The following is a 26,342-nucleotide window of genomic DNA, read 5'->3' as shown; positions in this document are numbered from 1 at the left end:
GCATCACAGTTTGCCAGCAAGCACACCTAACCATCCCTATCAGCGCTGTTATCGGTAGCGGCTAGTGGGCTTCCGCGAAGCAGGTTCCGTCCCAGCCAACTTCGCCTGAAACTGGCCGGCATCGGTGAGCGAACTCACCGCCATCGGATTGGCCTCCGGGACCCGGCATACGGAACCATTGAAAAGTCAGACTTATCAACCACGGGAAAGGTTCGGTGTGCGTCCCTGGATCGTCTGGGCCACCGGACTGTTCGCATACATCGTCGCAGTTCTCGACCGCACCACATTGGGCGTCTCCGGCCTCGATGCGGCAGAACGGTTCCAGGCCAGCCCGAGCCTGCTGTCGACGTTCGTCGTGCTGCAGGTCATCGTCTACGCCGGCGCGCAGGTGCCCGCGGGGTTGCTGCTGGACCGCTTCGGCTCCAAGACGCTGATCCTCGTCGGCGCCACGCTCATGGCGACCGGCCAACTCGCGCTCGCGTTCACCGAATCGCTACCGACCGCCATCGGCGCGCGAGCGCTGCTCGGCTTGGGCGACGCGGTCACCTTCATCTCGGTGCTGCGGCTGGTGCCGCACTGGTTCAGTCCTCGACAAGTTCCCCTGGTCACGCAGCTGACCGGAATCTGCGGGCAGCTCGGTCAGGTGCTTTCGGCGGTTCCCTTCTTCGCCGTTCTCAACGCTTGGGGCTGGTCCACGGCATACGTGTCGGTGGCCGCGCTGGGCGTGTTGTCGATGGTCCTGACCGTGGCGCTGGTGAAGAACACTCCGTCCGGCAACGCCGTCGAGGTGGAGACGATCTCCGTGCGCGAGACGCTGACCAGCGTCAAGACTGTCTGGCTGCGACCCGGCACCCGGCTCGGGTTCTTCACCCACATGGGCACCCAGTTCTCGGTGACCGTGTTCGCGCTGATGTGGGGTGTCCCGTATCTGACCAGTGCCCAGCGCCTCTCGGCCGGCTTGGCAGGCACGATGTTGACGATCTCGGTGCTGGCCGCCATCACGGCCGGCGTGCTGATCGGCATCTTCACCGGACGACGCCCACACCGGCGCTCCCGGCTTGTCCTGGCGATCATCGCCAGCAACGCGTTCATGTGGACTGTGGTGTTGGCGTTGCCCGGGCCGGCGCCGCTATGGCTGCTGGTGGTGCTGATAGTGGTGATCTCGGTGGGCGGGCCCGGTTCGATGGTCGGCTTCGACTTCGCGCGGACCTTCAACCCGAGCGCCACCCTCGGCACCGCGTCCGGCCTGGTCAACATGGGTGGCTTCATCGCCTCGCTGTTGGTGATGCAGGCGATGGGAGTCATCCTCGACACCGCCGGAGAGATCTCCTTCGACTCGTTCCGGTCGGCGTGGATCGTGCAGTACGCGATCTGGGCGCTGGCGGTGGTCGGCATCCTCATCACCCGGCGCAAGGCCCGCCGGTTGATGGCCGCCGAGCAGGAACGGATTCTGCTGGAAGGGCTGGACGCCCGACCCGCCTAGCGCCTTGATGAAACCCGAACTAGCGGCTGCGGGCGGTCTCGCGGCGGTTCGCCTTCTTGATCGCCGATACCAGTTCGTCCTTCGACATCGTCGACCGGCCCGAAACATCCAGCCGCCGAGCGACTTCCATCAGATGCTTCTTGGAAGCACTCGCGTTGACGCCCTCTGCGGTGTCCCCTTTCGCATTGGGTCCGCCGCTACGGGCTCGGCGATCGGACGGGCCCTTCTTGGATTTGGGCTCCCAGTGGTCGCCGACTTTCTCGTAGCTGTGTTTGAGCGCGCTGTAAGCGACGCGGTGCGCGCGTTCGCCTTCGCCGTACTCCTTGACTGCGGCGTCGTGTGCCTTGGCGAAGGTCCGTTGGGCCTTGGCGTCCGACTTCTGCAGCGTGCTCGGCAGTTCACTCTTGCGGGCACTGCCACCCTTCGTTGTCTTCGGCATGCAGAACGCGTACCCGAGCCGTCAGCTGCGCAAACCGGCTCTCGAGCGGCGGTTTCCTCCGATGGTCTCGTGCCCGACGACGGTCGCGATCGGCGCCAGCGTGACGACCAGCAGACAGTTGGCCATCGAGATCCCCGTCGCCGCAAGCCAGACCGCCAGGCCGAGCACCGCGACGGTGAGCCCGATCAGCAGCACATGCGCGACCGCCACCGTGCGCGCCATGAGCGTGTGGAGGACGTATACCGACACCATGAAGACGCCCACCGGCACGGCGACCGCGAGCACGGTTCCGACCGAGCCGAGTTCCGAATGGTGCTCGATGTAGTAGGCGGCCGCATGGAGACCGGCACCAGTCGCGACGATCGCGCCCAGCGTCACCATCGGGAAGTACCCGAACCAGAATGACCGGTCGCGCCGGGCGTGCAGCCGCTCGGCCTGCGGCATCAGGAAGTACATCCACCACATCGCGAACGTGAGCCCGATACCGGCCACGACGACGAACGCGGCGTCGAACGTCCACCCCTGCGAGTTGACCACCGCTGTCAACGACGCGACCGTGCCGACGACGCCCTCGCCGAGCGCGATGATCGTCAGCAGCCCATAGCGTTCGGCGATGTGGTGGGCGTGCCACGGCGTGCCGCCACGACGGGTCTCCGCGAGAAGCGGCCCCAGCGTCTCGATTCCGATCAGCACGACGACGATCACCAACGTCACCGGTCCGGACGTGTCCAGGAAGATGCTGACGATCCACAGCGCCTGAGCGAAGGTGACGGCGGCGACGTACGTCAGGCATGCGGAACGGTGCTGCGGATCCTGCGCGGCCGCCCGTAACCACTGCCCCACCAAGGCGATACGCATCACGACGTATCCGGCGACCATGACCCGGTTGTCGACGTGCGCACCATGGTCGATGGACGCGAACATCGGCGGGAAGCCGAGCGCCATGACGATGACGCCGACCATCTGCAGCATGGTCATCAGCCGGTAGATCCAGTCGTCGGTGTCGTAGGCCGACGCGAACCAACTGAAGTTGATCCACGCCCAGCACACCGCGAAGGTCGCGAACGAGAAACCGAGCAGCCCCGAACCGACGTGGTTCTCGGCGAGCAGGTGGGCGAATTCGTTGGCCGCGATGCCGAAGGCGACCACGAACGTCAGATCGAAGAGCAGTTCCAGCGGCGTGGCCGCGCGGTGCTGCTCGTCGGGATCGCGACCGGACATGGTGCGCATCCGGTGCGGTATGGCCGTCGATACGCGCTCCGTCTCGCTCATCGTCGCCGTCCTCCCTCCGCTACATTCGACCGCGTGCATGGAAGCGATCCAGGCATGGCCGTCGGCCTGTGCCGGGCGGCGAGCGCGGTCAGTGCCAAGATACGGGGATGACCGTCCCGCAACCCCATGCCGTGGCCGTGGTGCTGGCCGCGGGCATGGGGACGAGGGTCGGCGGCGCCGGCAACAAGGCCTACCTTCAGGTGGCGGGTCGGCCGATGGTCGCGTGGTCGCTCGAGACCCTCACCCAAGTGCCCGACATCGGGCGCATCGTGCTGGTGTACCGACACGGCGAACTCGGCCTGGCCCAGGATGTGGTGGCCCGCGAATTACCCACGGCCCGGGTGGAGTTCGTCGAGGGCGGTGACAGCCGGCACGGTTCGGAGCTCAACGTGCTGCGCCATCTCGCCGCCGCGATCGAATCGGGGTCGATCGATGTCGTGATGATCCATGACGCCGCGCGGCCGGTGGCCGGCCCCGAGATGTTCGCCCGCGCGCTCGCGGTCGCACGTGAGTTCGGCGGTGCCGTACCCGCGTTGCCGCTGAAGGCCGTGATGACCACCGAGCTACAGCAGCCGGCCGGAGCGCCGACGATGGTTCGGGTGCAGACGCCGCAAGCGTTCCGGGCGGCCGCGCTGCTCGAGGCGTACCGAAGCGCGGAGCGTCACCGCTTCGAGGGCACCGATACGTCGTCGTGCATCGAGGCGTTCACCGACGTTGCGGTGCATACGTTTCCCGGTGAACTGCGCAACATCAAAGTCACCTTCGCGCGGGACATCGCGATCGCCGAGCATCTTCTGGTGGGCGTCAGCACGCGGGGTGACTCGCGATGAGCGCCTCGAGGAACGCGGCGTCGTGCGGCAGTTCGGCGAGGACGGCCTCCGCGTCGCCGTCGACGGTGGTGATCGGCATGGCCGAACGAATCGCCGCGACGGCCTCGTCGAACTCTCCGGCCGACTCGTCGAGCAAGCGGGCGAGGTGATCGGCGGCGAAGCCGCGCGGGAACTGCACGGCCTGAAGGGTTGAGCGATCCAGCGACGCGATCACCGCCCCGTGCTCGTCGACGACTTTCACGCTGTCGGTGACCGGCAGCACGGGCAGCACCACGGGGGTCCCATCCACCAGGCGCTCGATCACCCGGTCCCGCAGGTCCGGTGGCGTCAGCGGCTGCCGGACATCGTGCACGAGCACGAATGGCGCCGAAAAGGGCTGGCTTACAACGTGTTCGAGCCCGACCGTCAGACACTGCGCCCGGGTGGCGGACGCATCTGCCACCGCCACTGCCACCGCGGTCATTGCCTCGCGGGTGAGCAGCGCGCGTACATCCCCGGCCAGGTGTTCGGCGACCGCCACGACGACCCGGGCCGGATCGGCGACCGCGTTCAGGCAGTGCCGCACGGCGCGCGCCAGCGGCGCGTGACCCGCCAGCGGTTGGAACGCCGCCGCAGCATGGTCTGTCGACGGAAACGGCACGATCGCCGAGAGGCGTTGGGCAGGTGACGCCGTCACGGCGGCGACGCTACACGGGGTCGAAGGTGTTGATCAGCCAGCGGCCGTCGGACTTGGTCAGGCCGACTTTGACTGCGCTCGCGGCAAACGCCCCGTCCGGGTTCTCCTTGCTGGTCGTCGTCTGGTTGACGAAGACCAATACCACCACCGAGTCGGGGTGCATTTCGGCCACGCCGGCCTGCACGACGGCGGCACTGGTCTTCACCTGCTTCTCCTTGACCGCCGGGGTCACGATCTGCTCGGTGAACTGGGTGTAGTAGTCCAGGAAGTCACCAGTCAGATGCGACTTTGCGGCCGCGAAATCCTTCTCCATGGTTTCCGGGGCATACGACAGCAGCGCCGTGGTGCCCGTTGTCGCCGCATCCAAGGCGACCTGTTGGGCATCGTCGTTGGTCTGCTGATCGACCCGGAACTGGAAGAAGTACAGCCACGCCGCGACACCTGCCGACACGACGAGCAGCAGCGTGATCATGATCGCGGCGAGGTGTTTTCGGACGCCCGGCAACCTCCTCGGCCTGCTCTTCGCGGTCGGTTGCGGCGTCGCTTCCTCGACCGCTGTCGACTCGGGTTCGGCTGCCGCCGATTCCGGTTCGTCGGAAGCCGCGGAGTTCACGTCGACCTCTTCGGTGTTGCTTTCGGGGCTCACGGTACGAACTCGACTTTCGACATCTTGATCTGGTCGCCCTCGCGGACCAGGTCCACCAGCAGGCGCCACGAGCGCGGCTCCTGATTGGCGCCTGCGGTGTTGGTGACCCGCGAGGTGGCCGACACCAGCGCGGTGGCGTTGTTGTCGGTCATCGACTTGACCGCGGCGACGTTGACGGTGACCTCGGTGACCACCTTGGATTCCTTGGCGACCTTGGCGAAGTCCTCGGCCTGCGCCTCGAAATCCGCCTTGAACTGTCCCGTCGAGTTGTCGATGATGCGCTTCACGTCTTCTTGCGCATTGTTGAAGTCCAGCGACATCAGCGTCACGACACTCTGTCGCGCGGCCGCGGCGAACTCCGCGGTGCGCTCTTGTTCCTCGACAGCCTGCCGGTGATGCCACACCATGAAACCGCTGGCGGCGACGAATGCCACGGTGAGGATGATTGCCAGCACGGCGGCGACGATCTTCCACCTGACTCGTGGCATCCGCAGCCGGCGGGACCGTCGCGGCGCTTCGGCCGTAGCGACCGCTGCCTCCTCAGATGCCTCGTCGGCGGGTTCGCTCGGTGTCGCCTCGGGTGCCGCCTCCGTTTCGTCGGGGGTTGCGTCGGCGGTTTCCTCCAGCGCCTCGTCGACCTTCGCGTCGGCGTCCTCGACCGGCGCCGAGGCCTTTTCGGCCGTCTTCGCCTCGGCTGCCTGCCTGCGTAGCCGGATGGCCTTGGCGCGGGCGCGGGCGGCTGCGGCGATCGCCTCCGCCTCCGCGGCTTCGGCCTCCGCCTCCTCGGCGAGGGCCAGCACCTCGTCCGAGTCCGCTGACCGCTGCTCAGGGTCATCCTGCGGCGGCTGTGCGACGCGGTCCGCGTCGATCACCGACTCGCGGCGCCTGAAAGACGGCACAGCGACCTCCTCGTCTGCTTCATGCATCAATCGTGAGAATGGCATTATCCAATTTTGAGTATCGCCGCGACGATACCCGCGTCCGCAGCACCCGGCAAACGCCGGCTTCCTGCGGAAATGTTATTTACACGCTGCGCGGACGCTCAGCCGTGATTGTCCTGAAGGCGGTCCTTCATCACCTTGCCGGTGGCATTCAACGGCAACCTGTCGAGGAACTCTACAGAGCGCGGCACTTTGAAACCCGCCATTCGCTCCCGGCTCCACGAAATGAGGTCCTCTGCCGTGACGCCGTCGTGACCGGGGTTGCGCACGATGAACGCCTTGCCGACCTGGCCCATCCGGTCATCGGGCACTCCGATCACCGCGGCCTGGGCGACCGCTGGATGCTCGAGCAGGAACCCCTCGATCTCGGCGGGATAGGCATTGAAGCCGCCCACGATGAACATGTCCTTCTTGCGGCCCACGATCCGCAGCCGTCCCGACGCGGTGAACTCACCAAGATCGCCGGTGTGCAGGAAACCGTCGGCGTCGATGGCCTCGGCCGTCGCAGCGGCGTCGTCGAGGTAGCCCTGCATGACGTTGTAACCGCGCACCAGCACCTCGCCGTCGGCGGCGATGCGGACTTCCACGTCCTCGCACGGCAGGCCGGCCGTCGTCGCGACGTCCTCGAGGGTGTCCCCCGGACGCGACAACGTCACGTTGCCGGCCTCGGTCAGCCCGTAGCCGGTCATGAGGGACTGGAAGGGCAACTCGTCGCGGATGCGGCGGATCAGCTCCACCGGGATGTCGGCCGCGCCGGTCACTCCCGCCCGCAGGGTCGCGAGCCGGTCCTTGTCGGCGACGGTCAGCAGCGAGTGGTACAGCGTGGGCGGGCCGGGCAACACGGTGATGCGTTCGCGCTCGACGAGGTCGACTACCCGGTCGACGTCGAACGCGGCCACCGGAAGCATCGTCGCGCCCCGCAGGAAGGACGCGACGAGCCCGGCTTTGAGCCCGAACGTATGGAAGTAGGGGTTGATCATCAGATAGCGGTCGCCCTCGCGGAGATCCGCGAGCGTCGCCCACTCCTCGTAGGCCCGCAGCGTCTGGCGGTGGTTCATCATCGCGCCCTTGGGCCTACCGGTGGTGCCGGACGTGAAGATGACGTCGGCGATGTCGCCACCGTCCACCGGGCACTCGTACGGCTTCTCGGTCGACAGGAAATCCGACTTGAGATCGATCGTCGGCACGTTGACACCTGCGGTGAAATCCTGTCCCAGGAAGCCCTTTTGGACCAGCACGACCTTGGCACCGCTGCGGCCGATGACGTCGGCCGCCTCCTCCGGTTTGAACCGGGTGTTGACGGGAACCAGCACACCGCCGGCGGTCATCAGCCCGAAGGCCGCGATGATCCAGTCCGCGGAGTTCGGCGCCCACAGCGCGACCCGATCGCCTTTGGTGATGCCGTAATCAGCGAAAGCGCCTGCAGCGCAACGGATTCGGTGTACCAATTCGGAAAAGGACAGGCGCAGCGGACCGTCGACGACAGCTTCCGCGTCGCCGAACCGGTCCGCTGCGCTCAAGACCATCTCAGGGATGGTCTCCCAGGTGTTTCGGTGCGTCACACGGTGACGAGGCGACCCAGGTTGCCGCCCATGATCTTCGCCTGATCCTCGACCGAGAGATGCTCGAGCGCGGTCACGTAGTGGGTCGGCTCCGCGAGACCCTCCGGGTGCGGCCAGTCCGAGCCGTAGAGCACCTGCTCCACGCCGATCAGGTTGATCAGGTCGTCGATGCCCTCCTCGTAGAACGGGCTGACGTAGATGCGGTTCTTGATTTCCTCGATCGGATTGCCCAGGAAGGCCTCTGGCGCCTTCTTGTACACCTCGGCCATCGAGTCCAGTAGCGGGAACATCCACTTCGAACCGGCCTCGACGATGCCGACCTTGAGCTTCGGATGCCGGAACAGCGCGCCGTGAATCACCCAGGAGGCCACGGCGTCCTGGATCGGGCGCCACTCGTTGAGGATCGACATCGCGTTCGTCTGGAACGGCAGCATCTCCTGCGCAACGCCGTCCCACTCCGAGGTGTAGCGGGAGTAACCGCTGTCGGAGGAGTGCATGCCGACGAAGATGTCGTGGTGGACGACCCGCTCCCAGAACGGATCGAACTCGGGCAGCGCGAACGACCGCGGACCGCGGAAGCCGGGAACCGGCGCCGGCCGAACGAGAATGGCGCGGGCACCGCGGGCGACCGCCCACTCCAACTCCTCGATCGCCTTCTCGACGATCGGCAGCGTGATCACCGGGGTGGTGAAGATGCGGTTCTGGTAGTTGAAGCCCCAGACCTCGTCGAGCCATTGGTTCAGCGAGTGGATGATGACGTGGATCGCCACCGGGTCATCGCGCAGCCGCTCCTCGATCAGGCTCGCCAGCGTCGGGAACATCAGCGAGCGGTCGACACCCAGCTCGTTCATCAGCTCCAGCCGCGGCTCGGGCTCGAAGAACGCCGGGATGGAGCGCATCGGCTCACCGAACAGTTCGCGCTTGCTCTTTCCGTCGGGGTTACCGAACTTGAAGTACTCCTCCCAAGCACCCGGCTTGGCGACGTGGGAGAACGTCGGGTTCGGGATGTAGTTGCTGATCTGACCCTTGATGGCGATCTTGGTGCGGCCGTTGACCTCGACGTACTGGACGATGTCCTTGTACTCCTTAGGGAGGTACTTGGTCATCGCCTCCGGCGGCTCATAGAGGTGGTTGTCCGCATCGAACAGCGGAAACGGTATATCCACCCGGTGTGAAAGTTGTCCCATGGAACACTCCTTTTCCTCTCGGGAGAATCCTATTCTCATTTGCGCCAGAATCGCAACGTGCCTCCCGCCTCCGCGGGTGCCGCCGGTTCAGTTCGCGAGAGTCACGCCAGGGCGGTGGGTCAGGCCCCGAATCACGACCCCGGTGTACGTCTCGCGGGGGCAGCGGTGCTGTGCTGGCACACCTGTTCGCGGACGCGGAACTTCTGCACCTTGCCGCTGGCCGTGCGCGGATAGTCCTGCCCCTCCGGGACCCGGTGCAGCTCCTCCGGCCACTTCTGAATCGCAACGCCCGCGGCCTTGAAGTGCGCGCGCACCTGCTCCAGCGTCGGCATGTCGTGGCCGTCGCGGATGCGCAGCACCGCGGCCGCCCGCTCCCCCAGCCGGTCGTCGGGTGCGGCCACCACGACCGCCTCGGCCACGCTCGGCATGCTCAACAGCACCTCTTCGACCTCGAGCGCGGAGATGTTCTCCCCGCCGCGGATGATGACGTCGGCCTTGCGGTCGGTGATCGTGAGGTAACCGTCGTCGTCGAGCACGCCGATGTCGCCGGTGTGATACCAGCCCTCGTCGTCGAACGCCCGCGCGGTCAGCGCCTCATCCGTGTAGCCGAGGCACAGATCTGGTCCGCGCGAAAGGATTTCGCCGTCTTCGGTGAGCTTGATCTCGACGCCGGGACGCGGATCGCCGTCGGTGTAGAGCCGCTTGTCCTCCGGCGCCGTCGGCCTCGATCCCGTGATCGACGGATGCTCGGTGCTGCCGTACGACCGGAACACGAAGAAGCCCATGTCGGCGAGCCGGCGGGTCACCGCGGCCGGAACGGTGGATCCGCCGAGGCCGACGGTGGTGAACCGGGAGCGATGCGCGTCTGTGCAACTCGGATGGTCGAGCAGGCTGGTGACGAAGTACGGTGGCCCGCCGCCGATCGACATGCCTTCGGACTCCATGAGTTTCAGCACCTTGCCGGGATCCCACACGTCGCACAGATCGATCGGCGCACCCTCTAACACCGGGATGAGGAACGCGCCGATCATGCCGATGAAGTGCCCTACCGGCGTCGCAGTCAGCTGTCTGCCGCGATCCTTGGGGTAGTTCTCCAGCAGCTGGCGGGTTTCGAAACCCAGCGTCTGATGGCTGTGCACAACGCCTTTCGGGTTGCTCGTCGTGCCCGAGGTGAACGCGATCAGCGCCGGGCCCGCCGGATCGGCCGCCAGCGTCCCTGCCATCGGCTCGTCGTCGAGAAGCTCGTCGAAGCTGTTCTCGCCCACCAGGCCGACGATCGGCACGGCGGCCGCCAGGTCCGGCTGGAACGCCATCCGGCCGAATTCTCGTGCAGTGATGAAAACCGTCGGCTGCGACGTCGACAGGATGTGGCCGAGTTCCTTGCGGCCGTAGAAGTGCACGATCGGCACCACGACCGCGCCCAGGAACGTGGACGCCCAGAACGCAACCGCGGCCTCCATCCAGTTGGGCAGCTGCAGCGCGACCACGTCTCCCGGTCCCACCCCCCGCTTGCGCAGACCCGCCGCGAGGCGCCGCGCCCGCAGTTCGACGTCGGCGAACGTGCCGGCGAACGGACGCACATCGGAGTGCACCCAGAACCCGGTGCCCGGATGTGCGGCCAGGTTGCGGGCCAACAACTCACCGAGCGTCTCGGGGGTCCACCACCCTTCCTCCTCGTAACGTTTGGTCAGTTCGACGGGAATGTTGCGCATGGACTCCCCACACTCGGGCGGCAGCTCCGACTCGAGGCGATGTTATTCTCTGATTACGAGAATGCCAATACCGCAAATGGAGAACGTTTGATGGTCGACCTCGAGTTGGACGACGGTTTGGCCGTCATCACCATCGATCGCCCGCAGGCGCGCAATGCGATCGCGCCGGAGACCATGGAGCAGCTGCACACCGCGCTCGACGGAGCCGACGGCGCCACGGCCCTGGTGCTCAGAGGCGCCGGCGATCGCGCGTTCGTGTCGGGCGGCGATCTCAAGCTTCTGGCCGCCCTGCGCACCGAGGCCGATGCGGCCGCCATGGCGCGGCGCATGCGGTCGGTGTGCGACCGCATCGCGACTTTTCCCGGCGTCACCGTCGCCGTCCTCAACGGGCACGCGCTCGGCGGCGGTGCGGAGTTCGCCGTCGCGGCCGACATTCGCCTGGCCGCATCCGACATCAAGATCGGCTTCAACCAGGTGGCACTCGAGATCATGCCCGCCTGGGGTGGAGCCGAGCGGTTGGTGCCGCTTGTCGGCTACAGCAAGGCGCTGCTGCTGGCGGGCACCGGCACCGTCCTCTCGGCCGCCGAGGCGGAACGAATCGGCTTGGTCGACCGGGTGCTGCCGCGCGAGTCGTTCGATGACGACTGGCGCGCGATCGCCCGCCAGCTCGCACACCGTGCGGCGGGCGAGATCAAGCGTGTGATGAAGGGCGCCTCGACCGAGGAGGCCGTCGACGCGTTCGCGCGGCTGTGGGTGTCCGACGAGCATTGGGCGGCGGCCGACAAGGCGATGAACCGCACCAAGTAAGCGTGCACCCTGATAGCGCCATACCGCTGGCGTCGAGGAACTCGGTGAAGATGCTCGGCGCCTCGCTCTGCTGCTGGATCAGCTCGAGCTGCATGTCGCCGCTGTTGCTCAGCGCCAGCGACTGCGTGATTTCACACGGCGCGCCTCGGTACCGCGCGGCCAGCGACAGGTTCCGCATGACGAACCACGGGCCGACTCCGAGCTCCAGCCACCTCTCGATCGCCCGGTCGATTTCGGTGACGACGTAGCCGATCTGACGGATCGGACCAGGTAGTACCGTCACAGCGCGCTGGTCAACCCTTCCTCTTGGCGGCGAAATCGGTTGAGGCCGCGCTGATCATCTCCACGAGTGTGCGCCGGTCGATCGTCCACACCTGTGAGGCCATGGCACGGTTGTTCTCGCCGACGACGTAGGTGGGGCCGTTGCCGATGTTCGCGATGATCTCCGCGGCGACATCCTCCGAGCGCATCTGCGTCTGCGGGTCGTACTCGACGCCCATCCGCGCCAGCGCCGGGGTGTAGGTCATGCCCAGCGGTGTGCAGCACACGTCCACACCGTGCGGACGCAACTCCGCCCAGAGTCCCTCGGCGAATGTGTGCTGGAACGCCTTGACCGCCGAATACACCGCGAGCGTGGCCGAGCCGGCCAGGCAGGCCAGGGACGCGACGATCACGATGCCGCCGCGGCCGCGCGACCGCATCGCCGAACCGAAGTGATGAGCCAGTGCCATCGGCCCAATGCAGTCCAGTGCCACCTGCTTGAGCGAGTAGTCGATCTCGTTGTCCAGGAACGCCTCCGTGCGATCGGAGGCGCCGGCGTTGTAGATCAGCAGCCCGATCGCGAGGTCGTTGGTGGCCGCGGCCAGCTTCGCCACCACGTCGGGCACGGTCAGGTCCTGGACGACGACGCGGGTCTGGACGCCATGCCGATCCCGTACCCGGGCGGCGACCTCCTCGAGCAGCGGACCGTTGCGCGCGATCAACACGAGATCGAGGCCGCGCGACGCCAATTGGTCGGCCAGCGCAGCACCGATTCCTTCGGATGCCCCCGCGATCACCGCCCAGCGACCGTACCGGGCCGCGAAGCCGTCGGTCACGGGGCGACGCCCGCCGCACTCATCACACGCGCGATGTTGGTCGTGCGCTTGACGATTCGCCAACCGTCGGCCGCGCGGGTGAGTTCGTCGTCGTAATGGCCGAGCGCATCGATCCAACTCGAACTGTCGTCCGGCACGGCCATCAACACGGCGTGGACGTAGGACCGCGCCGCCGCCCGGTCGGCCGTCACGTCGATGACGATGTTGGAGATGCGGTGATACGTCTGCCCCATGCCGCCGTGGATCTGCTCCATCAGCGCGGTGAAGGCATCGGCATCGGTGAAGGTCCCCAGATCGCCGTAGTCGATGTCGACTTCGTCGGTCCAGCACGTGCGAAACAGCGCCCAGTCCTTGGAGTCGATTCCGGTCGCGTAGCGAATCAACACCTCGGCGATCTGCGCTTTGTCATCGTCCACACCGCGCAGGCTAACAGCCGGCGCCCCGGGATGACGACCAGGTTCTCTCTAGACGAGAACGTCATTTCCGGTTATCGTCGGCCCGTGCCGACACAGCAAGTGGCGCTCGCGCCCGAAATCTCGACCTGGCCCGATGACAACCCGCAGCTGATCGGGAGCCGGTGCGGCGCATGCGGCGCCACCGCGTTCCCGGTCCAGCAGCGCTGTCCCAGGTGTAGCGCCGGGGAGATGTCCGAGATCAAGCTGCCCCGACGCGGCACGCTCGTGGCGTGGACCACGCAGGGCTTTCCGCCCGGCGCGCCGTACAAGGGTCCGACCGGCAACGACTTCGTGCCGTTCGGCGTCGGACTGGTTCAGCTCGAGGACGTCATCCGCGTCGAGGGCCGGCTCACCGAGAACGACCCCGCCAAGCTGGAGTTCGGTATGGACGTCGAGCTGACGATGGTGCCGTTCACCACCGACGACGAGGGCAACGAAGTCGTCACCTTCGCCTTCAAGCCCGTCTAGACACAGGAGACCGAGATGACCAACGACGTGGCGATCATCGGCGTGGGGTTGCACCCGTTCGGCCGATTTCCGAAGACGGCGATGGAGATGGGCGCCGAGGCCATCCAGGCCGCGCTCACCGACGCCAGCGTGGACTGGAAGGACATCCAATTCGGTTTCGGGGGCAGCTACGAGGTCTCCAATCCCGACGCGGTTACCCGCCTCGTCGGCTTGACCGGAATCACGTTCACGAACGTGTTCAACGCGTGTGCCACCGCCGCGAGCGCGATCCAGCAGACCGCCGACACCATCCGGCTCGGCAAGTACGACATCGGCATCGCGATCGGCCTCGACAAGCATCCGCGCGGAGCGTTCACCGATGACCCGGCCAAACTGGCACTGCCTCAGTGGTACGCCGAGAACGGTCAGTTCGTCACCACAAAATTCTTCGGGATGAAGGCCAACCACTACCTCCACCAGCACGGCATCTCGCAGGCCACGCTGGCCAAGGTGGCGGCCAAGAACTTCCGCAACGGCGCGTTGAATCCAAATGCGTTTCGCCGCAAGCCAATTCCGGAAGAAGAGATCCTCAACTCGACGGTGCTGAACTATCCGCTCACGCAGTACATGTTCTGCGCGCCCGACGAAGGGGCGGCGGCGGTGATCATGTGCCGCGGCGACATCGCCCACCGCTTCACCAAGAAGCCGGTGTATGTGCGGGCCACCGAGATTCGCACCCGCCGCTTCGGCGCCTACGAGGTTCACGCGACGTCAGCGCCGCTGGACGAGGACGCCTCCCCGACCGTGTACGCCGCCAAGGCGGCCTATGAAGCCGCGGGCCTGGGACCAGAGGACGTCGACGTCGCCCAACTGCAGGACACGGACGCGGGCGCCGAGGTCATCCACATGGCCGAGACCGGCCTGTGCGCCGACGGAGAGCAGGAGAAACTGCTCGCCGACGGTGCCACCGAGATCCACGGCTCGCTGCCGATCAACACCGACGGCGGATTGATTGCCAACGGTGAGCCGATCGGGGCCTCCGGGCTGCGCCAAGTTCACGAACTCGTCCGGCAGTTGCGCGGCGAGGCCGGCGACCGCCAGGTGCCCGGCGAGCCCAAGGTGGGGTTGGCCCAGGTGTACGGCGCTCCCGGTACCGCGTCGGCGACGATCCTCACGCTCTGATGCGGTTCCCGATTCGGGGCCTGACCCGCGGACGTCGTTCTAAGATCCGGAAATGATCTTCGCGCGCAGCCCCCGTCGCCCGGCCCGGCCTTTGCTCGGTGTCGCTGCAGCAACCGCGCTGACGGCCGGCGGCGTGCTGTCGGTCAGCGCGCCGGCGGTGGCGCAGGGCCCGCCGCCACCGCCGCTGCACAACGTCAAGTACTCGGTCTTCGCCGAGCAACCGTATTACGTGGACATCTACTACCGCGACGTCGATCCGCCGAACTGGGCCGCCTACAGCCACAACCCCTACCAGTTCAGCCCGAAGGTCAAGGCCCAGATCGGCCCCGATCAGCAGTGGAACCTGGACGTGCAACTGGCCGACCCGGATCGGTGGGCGATGGTCACGGCGACCAGCGGCCTCGGCGAGGCGAAGCCGAACATTCACTGCGTGCTCGCGGTGGACGGGGTGGTCGTCGCCACCAATCAGGGACCGAAGGGCGCGCTCTGCTCGATTCGGAACTGGTGAGCATCTGACGGACCCGTGCGATCGGCGGGGCGCGGTTCACCTTCCAGTTGGCGAATCCACTTCTCGCAGAACGCAAATGTTTCGGCGTGACCGGTCGTCATGCCGAGCGCCCGTTCCACCACCAGCGCCTGCGACACGCTGGTCGCGAACACCGTCCACACCACCGGTGGCACATCGCTGGTCATGGCGCCATAGCGCTGGAGCGCAGCGGCGATCGCCTTGTTCTGCTCCTCACGGAACCGTTCGGCGTAGTAGATGATCTCGGCGCGCAGCGCCTTGCGGTGATTGGCCAGACCCATGAACTCCATCGTCAGCCGCGTGGCCTCAGGCTGGGTGCTGAACCGCCACAGCGCCCACAGCGGCTGCGGCGACGCGAGCGCCTCGGTGAGCATTTCAAGGCCCGCCTCTGCCATTCGGCGAAACACCGCCAGGAACAGGTCTTCCATGGTGCGGAAGTAATAGTGCACGAGTTGTGGCTTGAGTCCGGCCTTGTCGGCCACCCGTCGCGACGTGACGGCCGCGTAGCCCTCCTCGAGGAGCAGCTGTTCGGCGGCGTCGAGCAGCACGCCGCGGTTCTTCGCGTCCGGCGCTCCGATCCTTCGCGCCGGCCCAGAAGCCGTTGTCATTTGATCATTTCTCTTTCCCGCCCCTTCCGACACGCCGATCGTAGTGGCGGGCCCGTCGTGTGATCTTGACCCCGACCTTAACCCCATGCTAAGCAAGTGCTCAGCACATTCAGCCAAGTAATTCATCGAGCGGCGCGGGCCGCTCATCACACGCGGGTAAGCGTCGACCCTGGAGGGCCTACAGACCATGACCACAGACTTCGATTCGGTTGACTACTTCACCGATCCCTCCCTCGTTCCCGACCCGCACCCCTACTACGACCACATCCGCTCGAAGGACCCGATCTGTTGCCCGATCAACAACGGCGTGCTCGCGGTGACCGGTTGGGAGGCCGCCAACAGCGTCTACAAGGACAGCGAGAACTTCTCCTCCTGTGTCGCGGTGATGGGGCCGTTCACGCCTATGCCGTTCACGCCCGAGGGCGACGACATCTGCGAGCAACTGGAAAAACACCGCACTGAAATCCCAATGTTCGAGCACATGGTCACGATGGACCCGCCGCAGCACACCGACGCCCGGTCCATCCTGGCCCGGTTGTTGACTCCCAAGCGCCTCAAGGAGAACGAGGACTTCATGTGGCGGTTGGCCGACCGCCACATCGACGAGTTCATCGCCGACGGCAAGTGCGAATTTCTCGCCGCGTACGCAAAACCGTTCTCGCTGTTGGTCGTTGCCGACCTGCTCGGTGTTCCCGAGGAGGACCATGAGGCGTTCCGCGAGTCGTTCGGCGCCCAGCGTCCCGGGTCGAACATCGGCGGCCTTGATCACGAGGTGATCGCAACCAACCCGCTGGAGTGGGCGGACGAGAAGTTCGCGCGCTACATCGAGGAGCGCCGCGAGTCGCCGCGTGACGACGTGCTCACCTCGATCGCCACCGCGAAGTATCCGGACGGTTCGACGCCCGAAGTGGTCGACGTGGTCCGCACCGCGACGTTCCTGTTCGCCGCCGGCCAGGAGACCACCGCCAAGCTGCTCGGCGCCGCCATGCGGGTGCTCAGTGACCGGCCCGATATCCAGCAGCAGTTGCGAGACGACCGCAGCCTGATCCCGGTCTTCATCGAGGAGTGCCTGCGGATGGACAGCCCGGTGAAGAGCGTATTCCGGATGGCCCGTAAGACAACGACTCTCGGAGACGTCCCGGTGCCCGCGGGGACGACGGTGATGGTCAGCCCCGGTGCGGCCAACCGCGACCCGAAGCGGTTCGACAACCCGCACGAGTTCTCCCTCGACCGCAAGAACGTACGCGAGCACATCGCGTTCAGCCGGGGCATCCACTCGTGTCCTGGCGCTCCGCTCGCGCGTGTCGAGGGCCGGGTGTCGATCGAGCGCATCCTCGATCGGATGGCCGACATCACGGTCAGCGAGGAGAAGCACGGGCCGATCGATGCCCGTCGCTACGTCTACGAGCCCACGTTCATTCTGCGTGGGCTGACCGAGATCAACATCGAGTTCAAGCCGATCGGCTGACTCGGCAGGGACGCCGAAACTGCGGAGCGATCGTACTTTTCGCGCGGTTTCGGCGCTCTGTGCGCAGTCTCGGCGTTCTAGCAGAACGGCTCAGAGGTCGCCGCGCTCCCAGTACGTCCGGCCGTCCTTCGACACGCAGGTCAGGAAGAGGCCGTCCGGGGCCTGCGCGACATCGCCGTCCAGAGCGGGGCACAGATCGTTCTCCATCTTGACGCCGTGCATCACCGGTGAGCGGAACCAGCGCGGCTCGTAGCGTCGCGGAGATCCGCAGAACACCAACCGCCCCCACGACGTCACCCCGAACACGTAGTAGGTGGTGTTGTTGCAGTAGGAACCCAGCACGACGCCCGGCCGAATGCCCGGCGTGCAGTTCGGGTGGTTGCACTCCGCACCGGGCGGTGGCAGCGGCGGTAGCGCGGGTTGCGCGGCCGCGGGCGGCGCAACGGCCATCAACGCGGGAGTCACCAGGGCAGCCAACACTGCGACGACGGATCGCACTGCGACATTCTCACATACGAACGGAACGAAATTCTCCCTTTCGGAGAGGATATGTACTGGCCACGATAGGCTTTCGGCATGCGTGCAGTAGGTCTGGCCGCGAGCGCCGCGGCAATCGCTCTGGCCGGAAGTGTGGGCACCGCGACGCCGGCGTACGCCGACGATTTCGGGGTCGCACTCAACGGCACCTACCGCGTGATGTCCGACGGCGAATGGGCGAAGCGAGGCATGGCGCCCGGTGGTGCCGACGTGTTCTTCGACCAGCAGACGGTGGTTCAAACCTGGACCGTCAGCACCAGCTGCATCAGTCCGATCGAGTGCATCGGCGAGGTGAAAAGCGACCGCGGCTGGACCGGAACCATTCGGCTCAAGGACTTCTGGTATGTCGACCACGACATCCCGAACTGGTTACCGTGCCCCGACGGCAGCTTCGCGCCCGGCCACCAGAAGTTCATCCTCATGGGGTTCAACCCGGCCAGAAACGAACGCGACACCCACGAAACTGATTTCCTCATGGGGCGCGACCAGACCAAGGGCCCGAGCGGCGCCTGCGGCAGCAACCAGCCCGTGGTGATCGAGATGCCCGTGAAGATGCAGAGGGTGTGATCGCCGCTCGCGCACAGGCGGTTTCGTAACCGGATCCCTGCGATCAGATCAGGTCGGCAACAGGTCCTTCCACGACTTGGCTTCGTTGCCGGCGAGATTCGTCTGCTGCTGCAGCAACCCGTCGGGAGTCATGTACTCCCCCGTCTGCGGGTTGTAATGCGCGACGGCTACCGAGGAGCCACCGGATTCGTTGGCGCCGTGAGCACTCGGCGCAACAGGCAGCGCTCCACCAGGCGCGGCCGGCGGCGGCGGGATCGGCGTCCCGTTGATGGAGTTACCGGGCGGTGGCGGCGGGGCTACCGGTGCGTGAAACGGCATCGGCGCCGGGACACCGGGCGCGGCGACACCCGGGCCCGGAGCGGGCCCGTGCGCACCGGCAACCGGCGGCGGTGGCGGCGGCATTCCGGGCGGCGTTCCCGACGGGGCTGCACCCGGCGGTAGCGGAGTCCCCTCCACCGGTGCGTAGAGCCGCTCGGAGAAGTCCACCCGGTCGTCCGGCGGGACGCCCTGCGCAATCAGGCTCGGGTCGATCGGGTACGCCCCCAACGAGTGTTGGCGCATGGCCAATGGCTGATACCCCTCGGGATCGTCACAGATTTGGACGGTCGGCGCCCGCTTGCCGGGGTGTTCTATGCACGGGTAATTGCGTGCACCGCGCACTGCGATCGGCGAATCCTGCGGCAGCTTGCAGTACAGACCGTCCGGGGTGTCGATGGAGGTCATGTCCTCGGGGTTTCGCCAATGCGACGGCGGCAGGAAGCCGACCGTGCACGGCGGCGGGTCGTTGATGGTGAGCGCGAAATCACCGGTGGGCAGGCCGGTCGGATTGTTACCCGGCAGGCCGAACGACTGCTGTGCGGCGATGATGCCCGGGAAGATCACCAGCAGCTGCTCCAACGACGGGTTGTAGGTGACCAGGATCTGACCCACGGTGGTGAGGTTTGCCAGCAGAATCGGAAGCGTCGGCTTCACCTCGTTGAGAAGCGCCGAAACCTCTTGTGCGAAGCCGGGTCCCTGTTGCAATAACGTCCTGATCTGCGGGTCGTTTTGCTGTAGTTGACCGGTCACACCCGCAAGACTTCTCGCCCAGGTGCGGATCGAATCGGTCGTCTCGGCCTGCGAATCAAGCAGTGGGCCACTGTCATCGATCAGCGCGCGAGTCTGATCGGAGACGGTGCTGGCCTCCGCACTCACCTTGGCCGCAGAGTCCAGCAGCGACTGGAAATCCGGGCCGGCCCCGTTGAACGCCTTGAACGACTCGTCGAGCAGATCGGAGATCCTGTCCCCCGGGATGCTGCCGACCAGCTTGTTGATGCCCTCCAGCACCGGGCCGATCTCCTGCGGAATGGTGGTGTCCTCCACGGGGATTCGCGACCCGTCCCGCAGATACGGTCCGGAATCGGTACGCGGACGCAGATCTACGTACTGCTCGCCGACCGCGGAAACGCTGCGTACCTCCGCCTGCAAGTCCGCGGGAACCTTCGGCGACGTGTCGAGCGACAACGTGGCCTCGGCCCCGTTCTCGGTCAGCTTCACGTCTGTGACCTTGCCGATCTGCACCCCGCGGTAGGTGACGTTGCCGAAGCGGTAGAGGCCCCCCGCGGCAGGTAACTCCATGGTCACCTTCAACCGACCGATGCCGAGCAGCGTCGGCACCTGCATGTAGACGAACAACATCACCGTCACACCGACGATCGAGGCAATAGTGAAGATGATCAACTGATTTCGTACAAAGCGGGTCAGCATCAGCCACCGCCTCCCGGAGTCGGTTGGGCTTCCACCGGGGCGGGCGGTGCCGACTCCCCGGCTCCGTACGGTCCCGCGAAGATCTCCGCCGACGTGCTGATCGTCGCTTGCGGCAGCCAGGGCGCTGCCGGTGGCGGCGGCGACACCGGAAGCAGAGGTTCGGTGACCGTCGGCATCGGCGGCGCGGTCGCGGGGTCGGCCGGTGGCGCGCCGTCGGGCGGCGGCGGAGTCGGGGGCGGCGCGACACCCAGTGACATCGGGCTGTACGAGTAGTTGGCGTAGTACGGATCACCCGGCGCCGGAATCAACCTGGCGTTCTCGTCGCCCCACCGGGTGCCGAGCAGCAGCGTCCTCTTCAGTCGTGGATAGGTGAGGTCGAACGTGGCGAACAGGTTGATGTAATCCCCGCGCGTGATCCGGTCGGCGAACGTCGGGCCGTACGGGAATGCGGTGGCCCACAGCAGCGCGAGGTTCAGGTCCGGTCCGATGTCGGCGAGTGCGCCGAGGGCGGGCCCGAGGTTCTCGAGATCCTTCACCAGGGCATCGCCCGCATCGTTGACCAGTCCGGCTGCGGTATCGCCGAACTGTCCCAGCTTCTGCAGCGCAGTGGTCAGCTTTGGCCGTTCCCGGATCAGCACATCGAGTGCCGGCGGAATCTCCTTGAGCGCACGGTCGATCGCGTCGCGTTGCCCAGCGAATGTGCCCGCCACCCGATTGAGTTGTTGGATCGACGCGATGATGTTGTCGCGCTGCGCGTCAAGGACACCCACGAAGTTGTCGAGCCGAGTAAGCAGTTCGCGAATCTCCGGTTCCCGGCCGGACAACGCGGTGTTGAAGTTGTGAATGACGTCGCCGATCTGGCCGAGCCCGCCGCCGTTGACGACGGTCGCCAGCGAGGACAGCGTCCGCTCGGTGGATGGATAGGTCGACGAGTCGCTCAGCGGGATCGTCGCTCCCGGTTGGAGCCGGCCTTGCGGCTCTTCGCCCAGCGGGGGGTTGAGCGCGAGGTGCATCGAGCCCAGCAGGCTGGTCTGTCCGACCGTGGCCACCGCGTTCGCGGGCACTGCGACGTCGGGTTTGACCGAGATCTCGACGTCGGCGTGCCAGTCGTCGACCGTCATCTTGCGGACGCTGCCGACCACCACGTCGTCGATCATAACCGGCGAGTTCGCTTCCAGCGTCGCCACATTGGCGACCTCGACGTGGTAGGTGGCGGCGTCCGGCCCTCGTCCCACGGCTCCAGGCAATGGCAGCGAGTTCACTCCCTGAAACGAGCAGCCGGTCACCATCAGCGCCAGGCAGGATCCGGCGATCACCAATCGCTTCGCGTGTCCGCGGGTCATGCTGGCGGCGCCCCTTCCGCAGGCAACAGGGGTGTGTTCGGCGCGACCGGCGGCGGAGCGCCCGGCGCCGGGGTCGGCGGGAGCAGCATGCCCTCGACGGTCTGCGGTTGCGCGGGCACATTGCTCAACACGTTCGGTGGAGGGGGAATCGGGGCGCCGGGGAACAACGGCGGCGACGGGATCGCCGGCGCATCATCGTCGGGCTTGTAGAGGCCGGGCGGTCCCGGCGGCTTCGGACCCCAGCCGGGCGGCGGCGGCACGTCCCCCGCACCGGTGTAGGCGGACACCGTGGGCGGTGGTTCGGGCGGGTCGCCCGGGCCCGCGCCCCCCGGCGCGAGCTTCGGATCCGTGTAGATGAGCCGGTCGGGGCTGACGGCCGGACGCAGATAGGCGTTGATCGGCAACGGAATGTTGTTGACGTTGAGCAGTCGCAACACCGGGCCCAGATACTGCGCGCACAGCTTCGCGGTTTCCGGTGCGGTGGTGTTGGCGACCGCCCCGATCATGCCGCAGAACATGTCCACCGGGCTCGAGAAGTTGACGATCGAGAACGCCCCGGTCACCGAACCGCCGTTGGGGTAGTAGATGTTGTTGAAGTTCGCGATCGCGTTGGGCGTGATGTGCAGCACGTTCTCCAGCGCCAGGTGGTTGTCGACCAGGATCTGGGTGAGGTTGGCCAGCCGCTGGACCTGCTCGGTGGTCTGCGCCCGGCTGCCCGCGACGAAGCGCTGTACCTCTCCGATGGCCACCGACAGATTCGACAGGGCCGCATCGAGATCCGACCTGCTGTCGTCGAGCACGCTCGTCAAGGTCGCCAACCGATTCTGGAACATCACGATCTGCTCCTTGCTGTCACGCAGCGCGGAGACGAAGATCTGCAGATTCTTGATGATGTCGACGATGTTGCCGCTGCCTTCGGCGAAGATCCTTGCCGCCCCGGACAGTTGGGACAGCGTCTGACGCAGCTTGTCGCCGTTGCCCCCCATCGCGTTGGCCGCGCTGTCGATGAACCGGGACACCGACGTGTCCGAAACACCGGTCTGCGGACCCAATTCAGTTGACAGGCGCATCAACTGGGTCTTGACCTCGTCCCACTCCACCGGAACGGCGGTCCGGTCGCTGGGGATGACCGCGCCGTCGGGCATGGTCGGCCCATCCCCCTTGCGGTAGGCCGGGGTGAGTTGCACGTAGCGGGCCGCGACGAGGTTCTGCGCGACGATCACCGCCTTGGCGTCGGCCGGAACCGGCACGCCCCGATCGACTTTGAGCGTCATCTTGGTCTCGGTGCCCTGGGGGGTGATGGATTCGATCGTGCCGACCTGCACACCCGAAACGCGGACCTCGTCGCCGGGATAGATCGCCGTCGCCGTGGGGAAATAGGCGGTGATGGTGGTCGGCCCGAAGTACATCTGGCGCACCAGGAAGGCCGCGCCGGCGATCAGACCGATGGCCAGCAGGATCGCGGTGCTGACCTTCAGCCGCTTACGGGTTGCCATCATCGGGAAGGTCTCCTGGCTGCGGAATACCGTTGCGGGGGAAGGGCAACTCGGCCCGCGGGCCGGCCTGGTCCGGTGGCTGACCGGCGTTCATGCCACGCCGGAAGCCGAACGCGTAATCGAGGAACGGCTGCAGGATCTGCCCGAACACCAGGTTGGGCACCAACGCGTTGTAATAGGCGCCGTTGGCCACGATCTCGCCCTGCGTCAAATAGTATTTGGCGGCTCCGGGCAACATCTTGGCGAGATTGTCCCGGTTCTTCTCGAGCATCGCGGTGACCGTGTTCAGCTGCTCCAATGTCGGGGCCAGTTCCTTCTCGTTGTCGGCGACCAGGCCGGTCAGCTCCTGAGAAACCGCCGCAGTGGCGTTGAGCAGGCTGGTGATCGCGTAGCGGCGTTCGTTGAGCACCGCGAGCAGATCGTTGGAGTTGAGGATCAGCTCGTTGACCTGCTTGCTGCGCTCGGCGAAGATGCCGGTGACGTCACCGGCGGTCCGCAGCAGCTCTGCCAGGCTCTCGTTGCGGTTGTTGAGCGACTGGGACAACCGTGACAAGCCGTCGAATGTCGGACCCAGTTGCGGCGCAACCTGATCGAGGGTGGCCGCGAGCGTATCCAGGGACTGGTTGAGCGTGTCGGTGTCCGTCGCGGCGGTGTTCGCCGTCAGCTCGCTGACCGCGTCGGTCAGCGAATACGGCGAGGAGGTCCTCGACGTCGGGATCGGCTTGCTGCGATCCAAGGTGCCGCTTCCATCCGACTCCAGGGCCAGCACGCGCTCGCCGAGCAAGGTCCCGGTGCGGATGTGCGCGGTGGTGTCCGAGCCGAGGGCGTACTTGCTGTTGATCGTGAAGCCGACCAGCGCATCCCCGTTCACGAGCTCGACCGACGAGACCGAGCCGACCTTGATACCGGACACGGTGACGTCGTTACCGCCGACGAGACCGCCGGCCTCGGTGAACAACGCCTCGTACCGCAGCGAGGTCGCCCAGGAAATCAGCCGTTCGGGCTGCAGGCCGACCGTGATGACCAAAATGATCAGGACGACGCCGATGAAGCCCGCCCTCATCAGCTGCGCTCCGCGGTACTTGAGCATTACTCGTCCACACACCTTCCCGTTTCTTGCCTGATCCACGGGAACACCACGGTGCGTCCCTCGAGATCACTCGCTCGGAACGTGACACCGCAGATGTAATACGGGAAGAACGCACCGTAGGCGCCGACGCGCGCCAGCTTTCGGTAGATCTCGGGTAGACGCTGGATGGTGGCGTCGAGCCGCTCGAGGTCGTTGTTGACGTTCGGGGCGAGCCGAGCGAGCTGATCGACGGTGTTGTTCAGCGGCGAACGGGCGCGGCCGAGCAGGTCGGCCAGCGATGTCGTCCCATTGTCCAGCGACTCGATCGCGGTACCGATCGGATCGCGGTCCGCGGCCAGCCCCTTGATCAGTTGCTCGAGTTTGTCAATGGCTCCGGAGAACTCGTCGCCGTCCTTGGACAGCGTGTCGAGGACGGTTTTCAACTCGTCGATCAGCTGCTCGATGACCTGGTTGTTGTCGGCGAGCGAATTGGTGAACGACGACGACTTCGAGAGCAGCGATTCGAGGGTGCCGCCCTGGCCCTGCAGGATCTGGATCAGTGAGGAGGTGAGACCGTTGACATCCTCCGGATTGAGGCCCTGGATAACGGGTTTCAGGCCGCCGAGCAACAGGTCGAGGTCGAGCGCGGGGGCGGTGCGGCTTTCCGGGATCTGGGCGCCGGCGGGCAGAATCCGCGCGGAGTCCGGCGTGTCTATGAGCTCGAGGTAGCGGTCGCCGACGAGATTGAGATAGCGGATCGCGGCCTTGGTACCGGTGGTCAGCTTGGTGTTGCGGTCGGCATCGAATTTGACCAGTACCTTCCGATCGGCTTGCAGTGAAACGTCCTGCACGGTGCCGACGCGGATACCGGCGATCCGCACGCTGTCGCCTGCCTTGAGCCGCGACGCGTCGTTGAAGACGGCCGAATAGCCCTCCGTGGAGCCGGTTCTGGACTCACTGAACACCACGAACAGGAAGGCGGTCAGCACCGCCATCACCAACCCGAAGATGCTGAATTTGATCAGCGTGCCTGTTGATCGCGTCATCCCGGCATCCCAATCTGCGCGGTGTTGCGGGGCGGACCGTCGAGTGGCCCGAAGAGCCAGTTCTTCAGCCCCTCCGAGTTGAGCAGGATGCCCGCGTTCCCGTACTGCTGGGGGTTGGAGCCGACATCACCGATGAGCATCGGCGGCACGAACTCCGGTTCCAGTTCGGGCAGATGCAGCTCGTCGCAGTAGTCGCGGCCACCGCTCTTGGCGGCAACCTTCGGCAGATCGCGCGGATAGCGATACCGTTCCACGCCGAGCGTCAGGCCCGCGTTGACGAGGATCCCGGAGTATTGCGGCGGGGACTTGGCGAACGGGATCAGGCCTCCGACACCGCACCGCAGCGAGGCCCTGTAGGTGTTGAGCAGTTCAGCGGTCGGCACCAGCACATGTGCCACATCGGCGATCCCCTGGCGGTTACCTCCGATGACTTCGTTGCCGAGGTCGGCCAGACCGATTGCGCTGATGAGGAATTCGTCGAGGTTCTGCTGCTGGTCGACGATCGAGTTGCTGATCTGTGTCGTGCTCTGGATCGTCGACATCAGATCCGGCGCCGCGTCGCCGTAGGCGGTGAACGTCGGCACTGCGGCCTCGATGTCGTGGGCCAGATTGGGCAGGCTGGGTTCGATCTTCGCCAACAACGCGTTGAAGTCGACCAGCGTCTGGCCGAACTTCTCGCCGCGGCCGTTGAACGCCGTCGCGATCGCACCGAGCGTCTGGTTGAGCTTGGCGGGGTCGATCTTGTCGAGCACCTGAACCAGTTGCTGGAACACCGTGTTGATCTCGACCGTGACGTGCTTGCTCTGGATGACCTGCCCTGGGCGCAGCGTTTCGGACGCCGGATCTTGCGGCGCGTTCATCTGGACGAATTTCGCACCGAAGACGGTCGTCGATGTGATGTCGACGTTCACGTTGTTCGGAATGAGGTGCAGCGCAGAGCGATCCATTGCCAGGTGAAGGGCCGCCGTGCCGTCGGGACGCCTTTCTATCTTGTCGACCTGACCCACCTGGACGCCGCGCATCTTGACCTTGGCATCGGGGTTCATGACCAGCCCGGCGCGATCCGAGATCACCGTCACCGGAACGGTGTCGGCCCAATCGCCCCGGAACAGGCTGACGGCCAGGGCGATGATCAGGCCGATGGCCACGATCAAGCCCAGGCCCGTCAAGGGGCGAACGACACTGCTCTTCATCGGCGCG

At 66.1% G+C, this 26,342-nt stretch carries 26 protein-coding genes and 1 pseudogene; 8 read left to right on the top strand and 19 right to left on the bottom strand.

Annotation, left to right across the window (positions count from 1 at the left end; all coding sequences use genetic code 11):
• Positions 1-217 precede the first annotated feature (217 nt).
• A complete protein-coding gene (locus tag AU188_RS10435) occupies positions 218-1,483 on the top strand; it encodes an MFS transporter (RefSeq protein WP_059163636.1) in 1,266 nt (421 codons plus the stop codon).
• 19 nt (positions 1,484-1,502) lie between these two features.
• Here AU188_RS10435 and AU188_RS10430 read toward each other — a convergent pair whose 3' ends face one another.
• Together AU188_RS10430 and AU188_RS10425 are read right to left on the bottom strand one after the other, a co-directional pair.
• Positions 1,503-1,922 carry a ChaB family protein gene (locus tag AU188_RS10430; RefSeq protein ID WP_059163635.1) on the bottom strand — a complete coding sequence of 140 codons (420 nt, stop codon included), beginning with the start codon at positions 1,920-1,922 and terminating at the stop codon, positions 1,503-1,505.
• Positions 1,923-1,943: 21 nt separating this feature from the next.
• Complete coding sequence (locus AU188_RS10425; protein ID WP_059163634.1) at positions 1,944-3,194, bottom strand: low temperature requirement protein A; 1,251 nt, start codon at positions 3,192-3,194, stop codon at positions 1,944-1,946.
• 107 nt (positions 3,195-3,301) lie between these two features.
• Between AU188_RS10425 and AU188_RS10420 the strand changes: the two genes are divergently transcribed.
• Positions 3,302-4,024, top strand: coding sequence for an IspD/TarI family cytidylyltransferase (locus AU188_RS10420; RefSeq protein WP_172799454.1), 723 nt, complete (start codon positions 3,302-3,304; stop codon positions 4,022-4,024).
• On the opposite strand, the gene AU188_RS10415 is transcribed toward AU188_RS10420, so the two are convergent.
• From AU188_RS10415 to AU188_RS10390, 6 genes are all read right to left on the bottom strand, one after another.
• Complete coding sequence (locus tag AU188_RS10415; RefSeq protein ID WP_059163632.1) at positions 3,999-4,700, bottom strand: IspD/TarI family cytidylyltransferase; 702 nt, start codon at positions 4,698-4,700, stop codon at positions 3,999-4,001. The two genes, AU188_RS10420 and AU188_RS10415, sit on opposite strands and share 26 nt — an antisense overlap.
• Positions 4,701-4,710: 10 nt before the next feature.
• The gene (locus AU188_RS10410; protein WP_216636176.1) at positions 4,711-5,346 is read right to left on the bottom strand and encodes a hypothetical protein; all 636 of its coding nucleotides are present in this window, start codon (positions 5,344-5,346) and stop codon (positions 4,711-4,713) included.
• A complete protein-coding gene (locus tag AU188_RS10405; protein ID WP_059163829.1) occupies positions 5,343-6,245 on the bottom strand; it encodes an Rv1363c family protein in 903 nt (300 codons plus the stop codon). Before AU188_RS10405 ends, AU188_RS10410 begins: the two co-directional genes overlap by 4 nt.
• A 143-nt stretch (positions 6,246-6,388) precedes the next feature.
• On the bottom strand, positions 6,389-7,849 hold the full coding sequence (locus AU188_RS10400) for a FadD3 family acyl-CoA ligase (protein ID WP_082686572.1): 1,461 nt from the start codon (positions 7,847-7,849) through the stop codon (positions 6,389-6,391).
• On the bottom strand, positions 7,846-9,036 hold the full coding sequence (locus AU188_RS10395; RefSeq protein ID WP_059101904.1) for an amidohydrolase family protein: 1,191 nt from the start codon (positions 9,034-9,036) through the stop codon (positions 7,846-7,848). The genes AU188_RS10400 and AU188_RS10395 overlap by 4 nt, the downstream gene beginning before the upstream one ends.
• 131 nt (positions 9,037-9,167) lie before the next feature.
• Entirely contained in the window at positions 9,168-10,748 is a 1,581-nt protein-coding gene (locus tag AU188_RS10390) for an AMP-binding protein (protein ID WP_059163630.1), read from the bottom strand.
• 90 nt (positions 10,749-10,838) lie between these two features.
• Between AU188_RS10390 and AU188_RS10385 the strand changes: the two genes are divergently transcribed.
• Positions 10,839-11,555, top strand: coding sequence for an enoyl-CoA hydratase/isomerase family protein (locus AU188_RS10385; RefSeq protein ID WP_059163629.1), 717 nt, complete (start codon positions 10,839-10,841; stop codon positions 11,553-11,555).
• Between the two features lie 22 nt (positions 11,556-11,577).
• On the opposite strand, the pseudogene AU188_RS24930 reads toward AU188_RS10385, so the two are convergent.
• From AU188_RS24930 to AU188_RS10370, 3 genes and pseudogenes are all read right to left on the bottom strand, one after another.
• Positions 11,578-11,838 (bottom strand): annotated as a pseudogene (locus tag AU188_RS24930) (VOC family protein); the annotation flags it as partial.
• Positions 11,839-11,848: 10 nt separating this feature from the next.
• Positions 11,849-12,652, bottom strand: a complete 804-nt coding sequence (locus AU188_RS10375; RefSeq protein ID WP_059163627.1) for an SDR family NAD(P)-dependent oxidoreductase — start codon at positions 12,650-12,652, stop codon at positions 11,849-11,851.
• On the bottom strand, positions 12,649-13,068 hold the full coding sequence (locus AU188_RS10370) for a nuclear transport factor 2 family protein (RefSeq protein WP_059163626.1): 420 nt from the start codon (positions 13,066-13,068) through the stop codon (positions 12,649-12,651). Before AU188_RS10370 ends, AU188_RS10375 begins: the two co-directional genes overlap by 4 nt.
• 30 nt (positions 13,069-13,098) lie before the next feature.
• Here AU188_RS10370 and AU188_RS10365 point away from each other — a divergent pair, with 30 nt between their 5' ends.
• From AU188_RS10365 to AU188_RS10355, 3 genes are read left to right on the top strand one after another with little or no spacing between them, the layout of a single operon-like run.
• Positions 13,099-13,575, top strand: coding sequence for a Zn-ribbon domain-containing OB-fold protein (locus tag AU188_RS10365; protein ID WP_172799453.1), 477 nt, complete (start codon positions 13,099-13,101; stop codon positions 13,573-13,575).
• Between the two features lie 15 nt (positions 13,576-13,590).
• Complete coding sequence (locus AU188_RS10360) at positions 13,591-14,736, top strand: thiolase family protein (RefSeq protein WP_059163625.1); 1,146 nt, start codon at positions 13,591-13,593, stop codon at positions 14,734-14,736.
• A gap of 52 nt (positions 14,737-14,788) precedes the next feature.
• Positions 14,789-15,244 (top strand): Rv2576c family protein, encoded by a 456-nt coding sequence (locus tag AU188_RS10355; RefSeq protein ID WP_059163624.1) that lies wholly within the window; start codon positions 14,789-14,791, stop codon positions 15,242-15,244.
• On the opposite strand, the gene AU188_RS10350 is transcribed toward AU188_RS10355, so the two are convergent.
• Positions 15,202-15,870 (bottom strand): TetR/AcrR family transcriptional regulator, encoded by a 669-nt coding sequence (locus AU188_RS10350; protein ID WP_059163623.1) that lies wholly within the window; start codon positions 15,868-15,870, stop codon positions 15,202-15,204. The genes AU188_RS10355 and AU188_RS10350 overlap by 43 nt on opposite strands.
• A 187-nt stretch (positions 15,871-16,057) precedes the next feature.
• On the opposite strand from AU188_RS10350, the gene AU188_RS10345 reads away from it, so the two are divergent.
• The gene (locus tag AU188_RS10345) at positions 16,058-17,338 is read left to right on the top strand and encodes a cytochrome P450 (RefSeq protein ID WP_059163622.1); all 1,281 of its coding nucleotides are present in this window, start codon (positions 16,058-16,060) and stop codon (positions 17,336-17,338) included.
• 90 nt (positions 17,339-17,428) lie between these two features.
• Here AU188_RS10345 and AU188_RS10340 read toward each other — a convergent pair whose 3' ends face one another.
• Positions 17,429-17,836 (bottom strand): hypothetical protein, encoded by a 408-nt coding sequence (locus AU188_RS10340; protein ID WP_059163621.1) that lies wholly within the window; start codon positions 17,834-17,836, stop codon positions 17,429-17,431.
• A gap of 78 nt (positions 17,837-17,914) precedes the next feature.
• Between AU188_RS10340 and AU188_RS10335 the strand changes: the two genes are divergently transcribed.
• Entirely contained in the window at positions 17,915-18,442 is a 528-nt protein-coding gene (locus AU188_RS10335) for an Rv2253/PknI dimerization domain-containing protein (protein WP_059163620.1), read from the top strand.
• A 48-nt stretch (positions 18,443-18,490) separates the two neighbouring features.
• On the opposite strand, the gene AU188_RS10330 is transcribed toward AU188_RS10335, so the two are convergent.
• The 6 genes from AU188_RS10330 to AU188_RS10305 are packed head-to-tail and all read right to left on the bottom strand — an operon-like array spanning position 18,491 to position 26,335.
• On the bottom strand, positions 18,491-20,188 hold the full coding sequence (locus tag AU188_RS10330; protein ID WP_059163619.1) for an MCE family protein: 1,698 nt from the start codon (positions 20,186-20,188) through the stop codon (positions 18,491-18,493).
• Positions 20,188-21,531, bottom strand: coding sequence for an MCE family protein (locus tag AU188_RS10325; RefSeq protein WP_059163618.1), 1,344 nt, complete (start codon positions 21,529-21,531; stop codon positions 20,188-20,190). The genes AU188_RS10330 and AU188_RS10325 overlap by 1 nt, the downstream gene beginning before the upstream one ends.
• Complete coding sequence (locus AU188_RS10320; RefSeq protein ID WP_059163617.1) at positions 21,528-23,030, bottom strand: MCE family protein; 1,503 nt, start codon at positions 23,028-23,030, stop codon at positions 21,528-21,530. The genes AU188_RS10325 and AU188_RS10320 overlap by 4 nt, the downstream gene beginning before the upstream one ends.
• Positions 23,014-24,117: an MCE family protein gene (locus AU188_RS10315; RefSeq protein WP_059163616.1), complete on the bottom strand. Its 1,104-nt coding sequence runs from the start codon at positions 24,115-24,117 to the stop codon at positions 23,014-23,016. The genes AU188_RS10320 and AU188_RS10315 overlap by 17 nt, the downstream gene beginning before the upstream one ends.
• On the bottom strand, positions 24,117-25,142 hold the full coding sequence (locus AU188_RS10310) for an MCE family protein (protein ID WP_059163615.1): 1,026 nt from the start codon (positions 25,140-25,142) through the stop codon (positions 24,117-24,119). Before AU188_RS10310 ends, AU188_RS10315 begins: the two co-directional genes overlap by 1 nt.
• Complete coding sequence (locus AU188_RS10305) at positions 25,139-26,335, bottom strand: MCE family protein (protein ID WP_059163614.1); 1,197 nt, start codon at positions 26,333-26,335, stop codon at positions 25,139-25,141. Before AU188_RS10305 ends, AU188_RS10310 begins: the two co-directional genes overlap by 4 nt.
• Positions 26,336-26,342: the final 7 nt, after the last annotated feature.

The organism is Mycobacterium sp. IS-3022 (assembly GCF_001500065.1).
Classification (GTDB): Bacteria; Actinomycetota; Actinomycetes; order Mycobacteriales; family Mycobacteriaceae; genus Mycobacterium.
The sequence above is the reverse complement of the archived record's forward strand: the minus strand, read 5'-3'. Positions and strand labels throughout refer to the sequence as shown.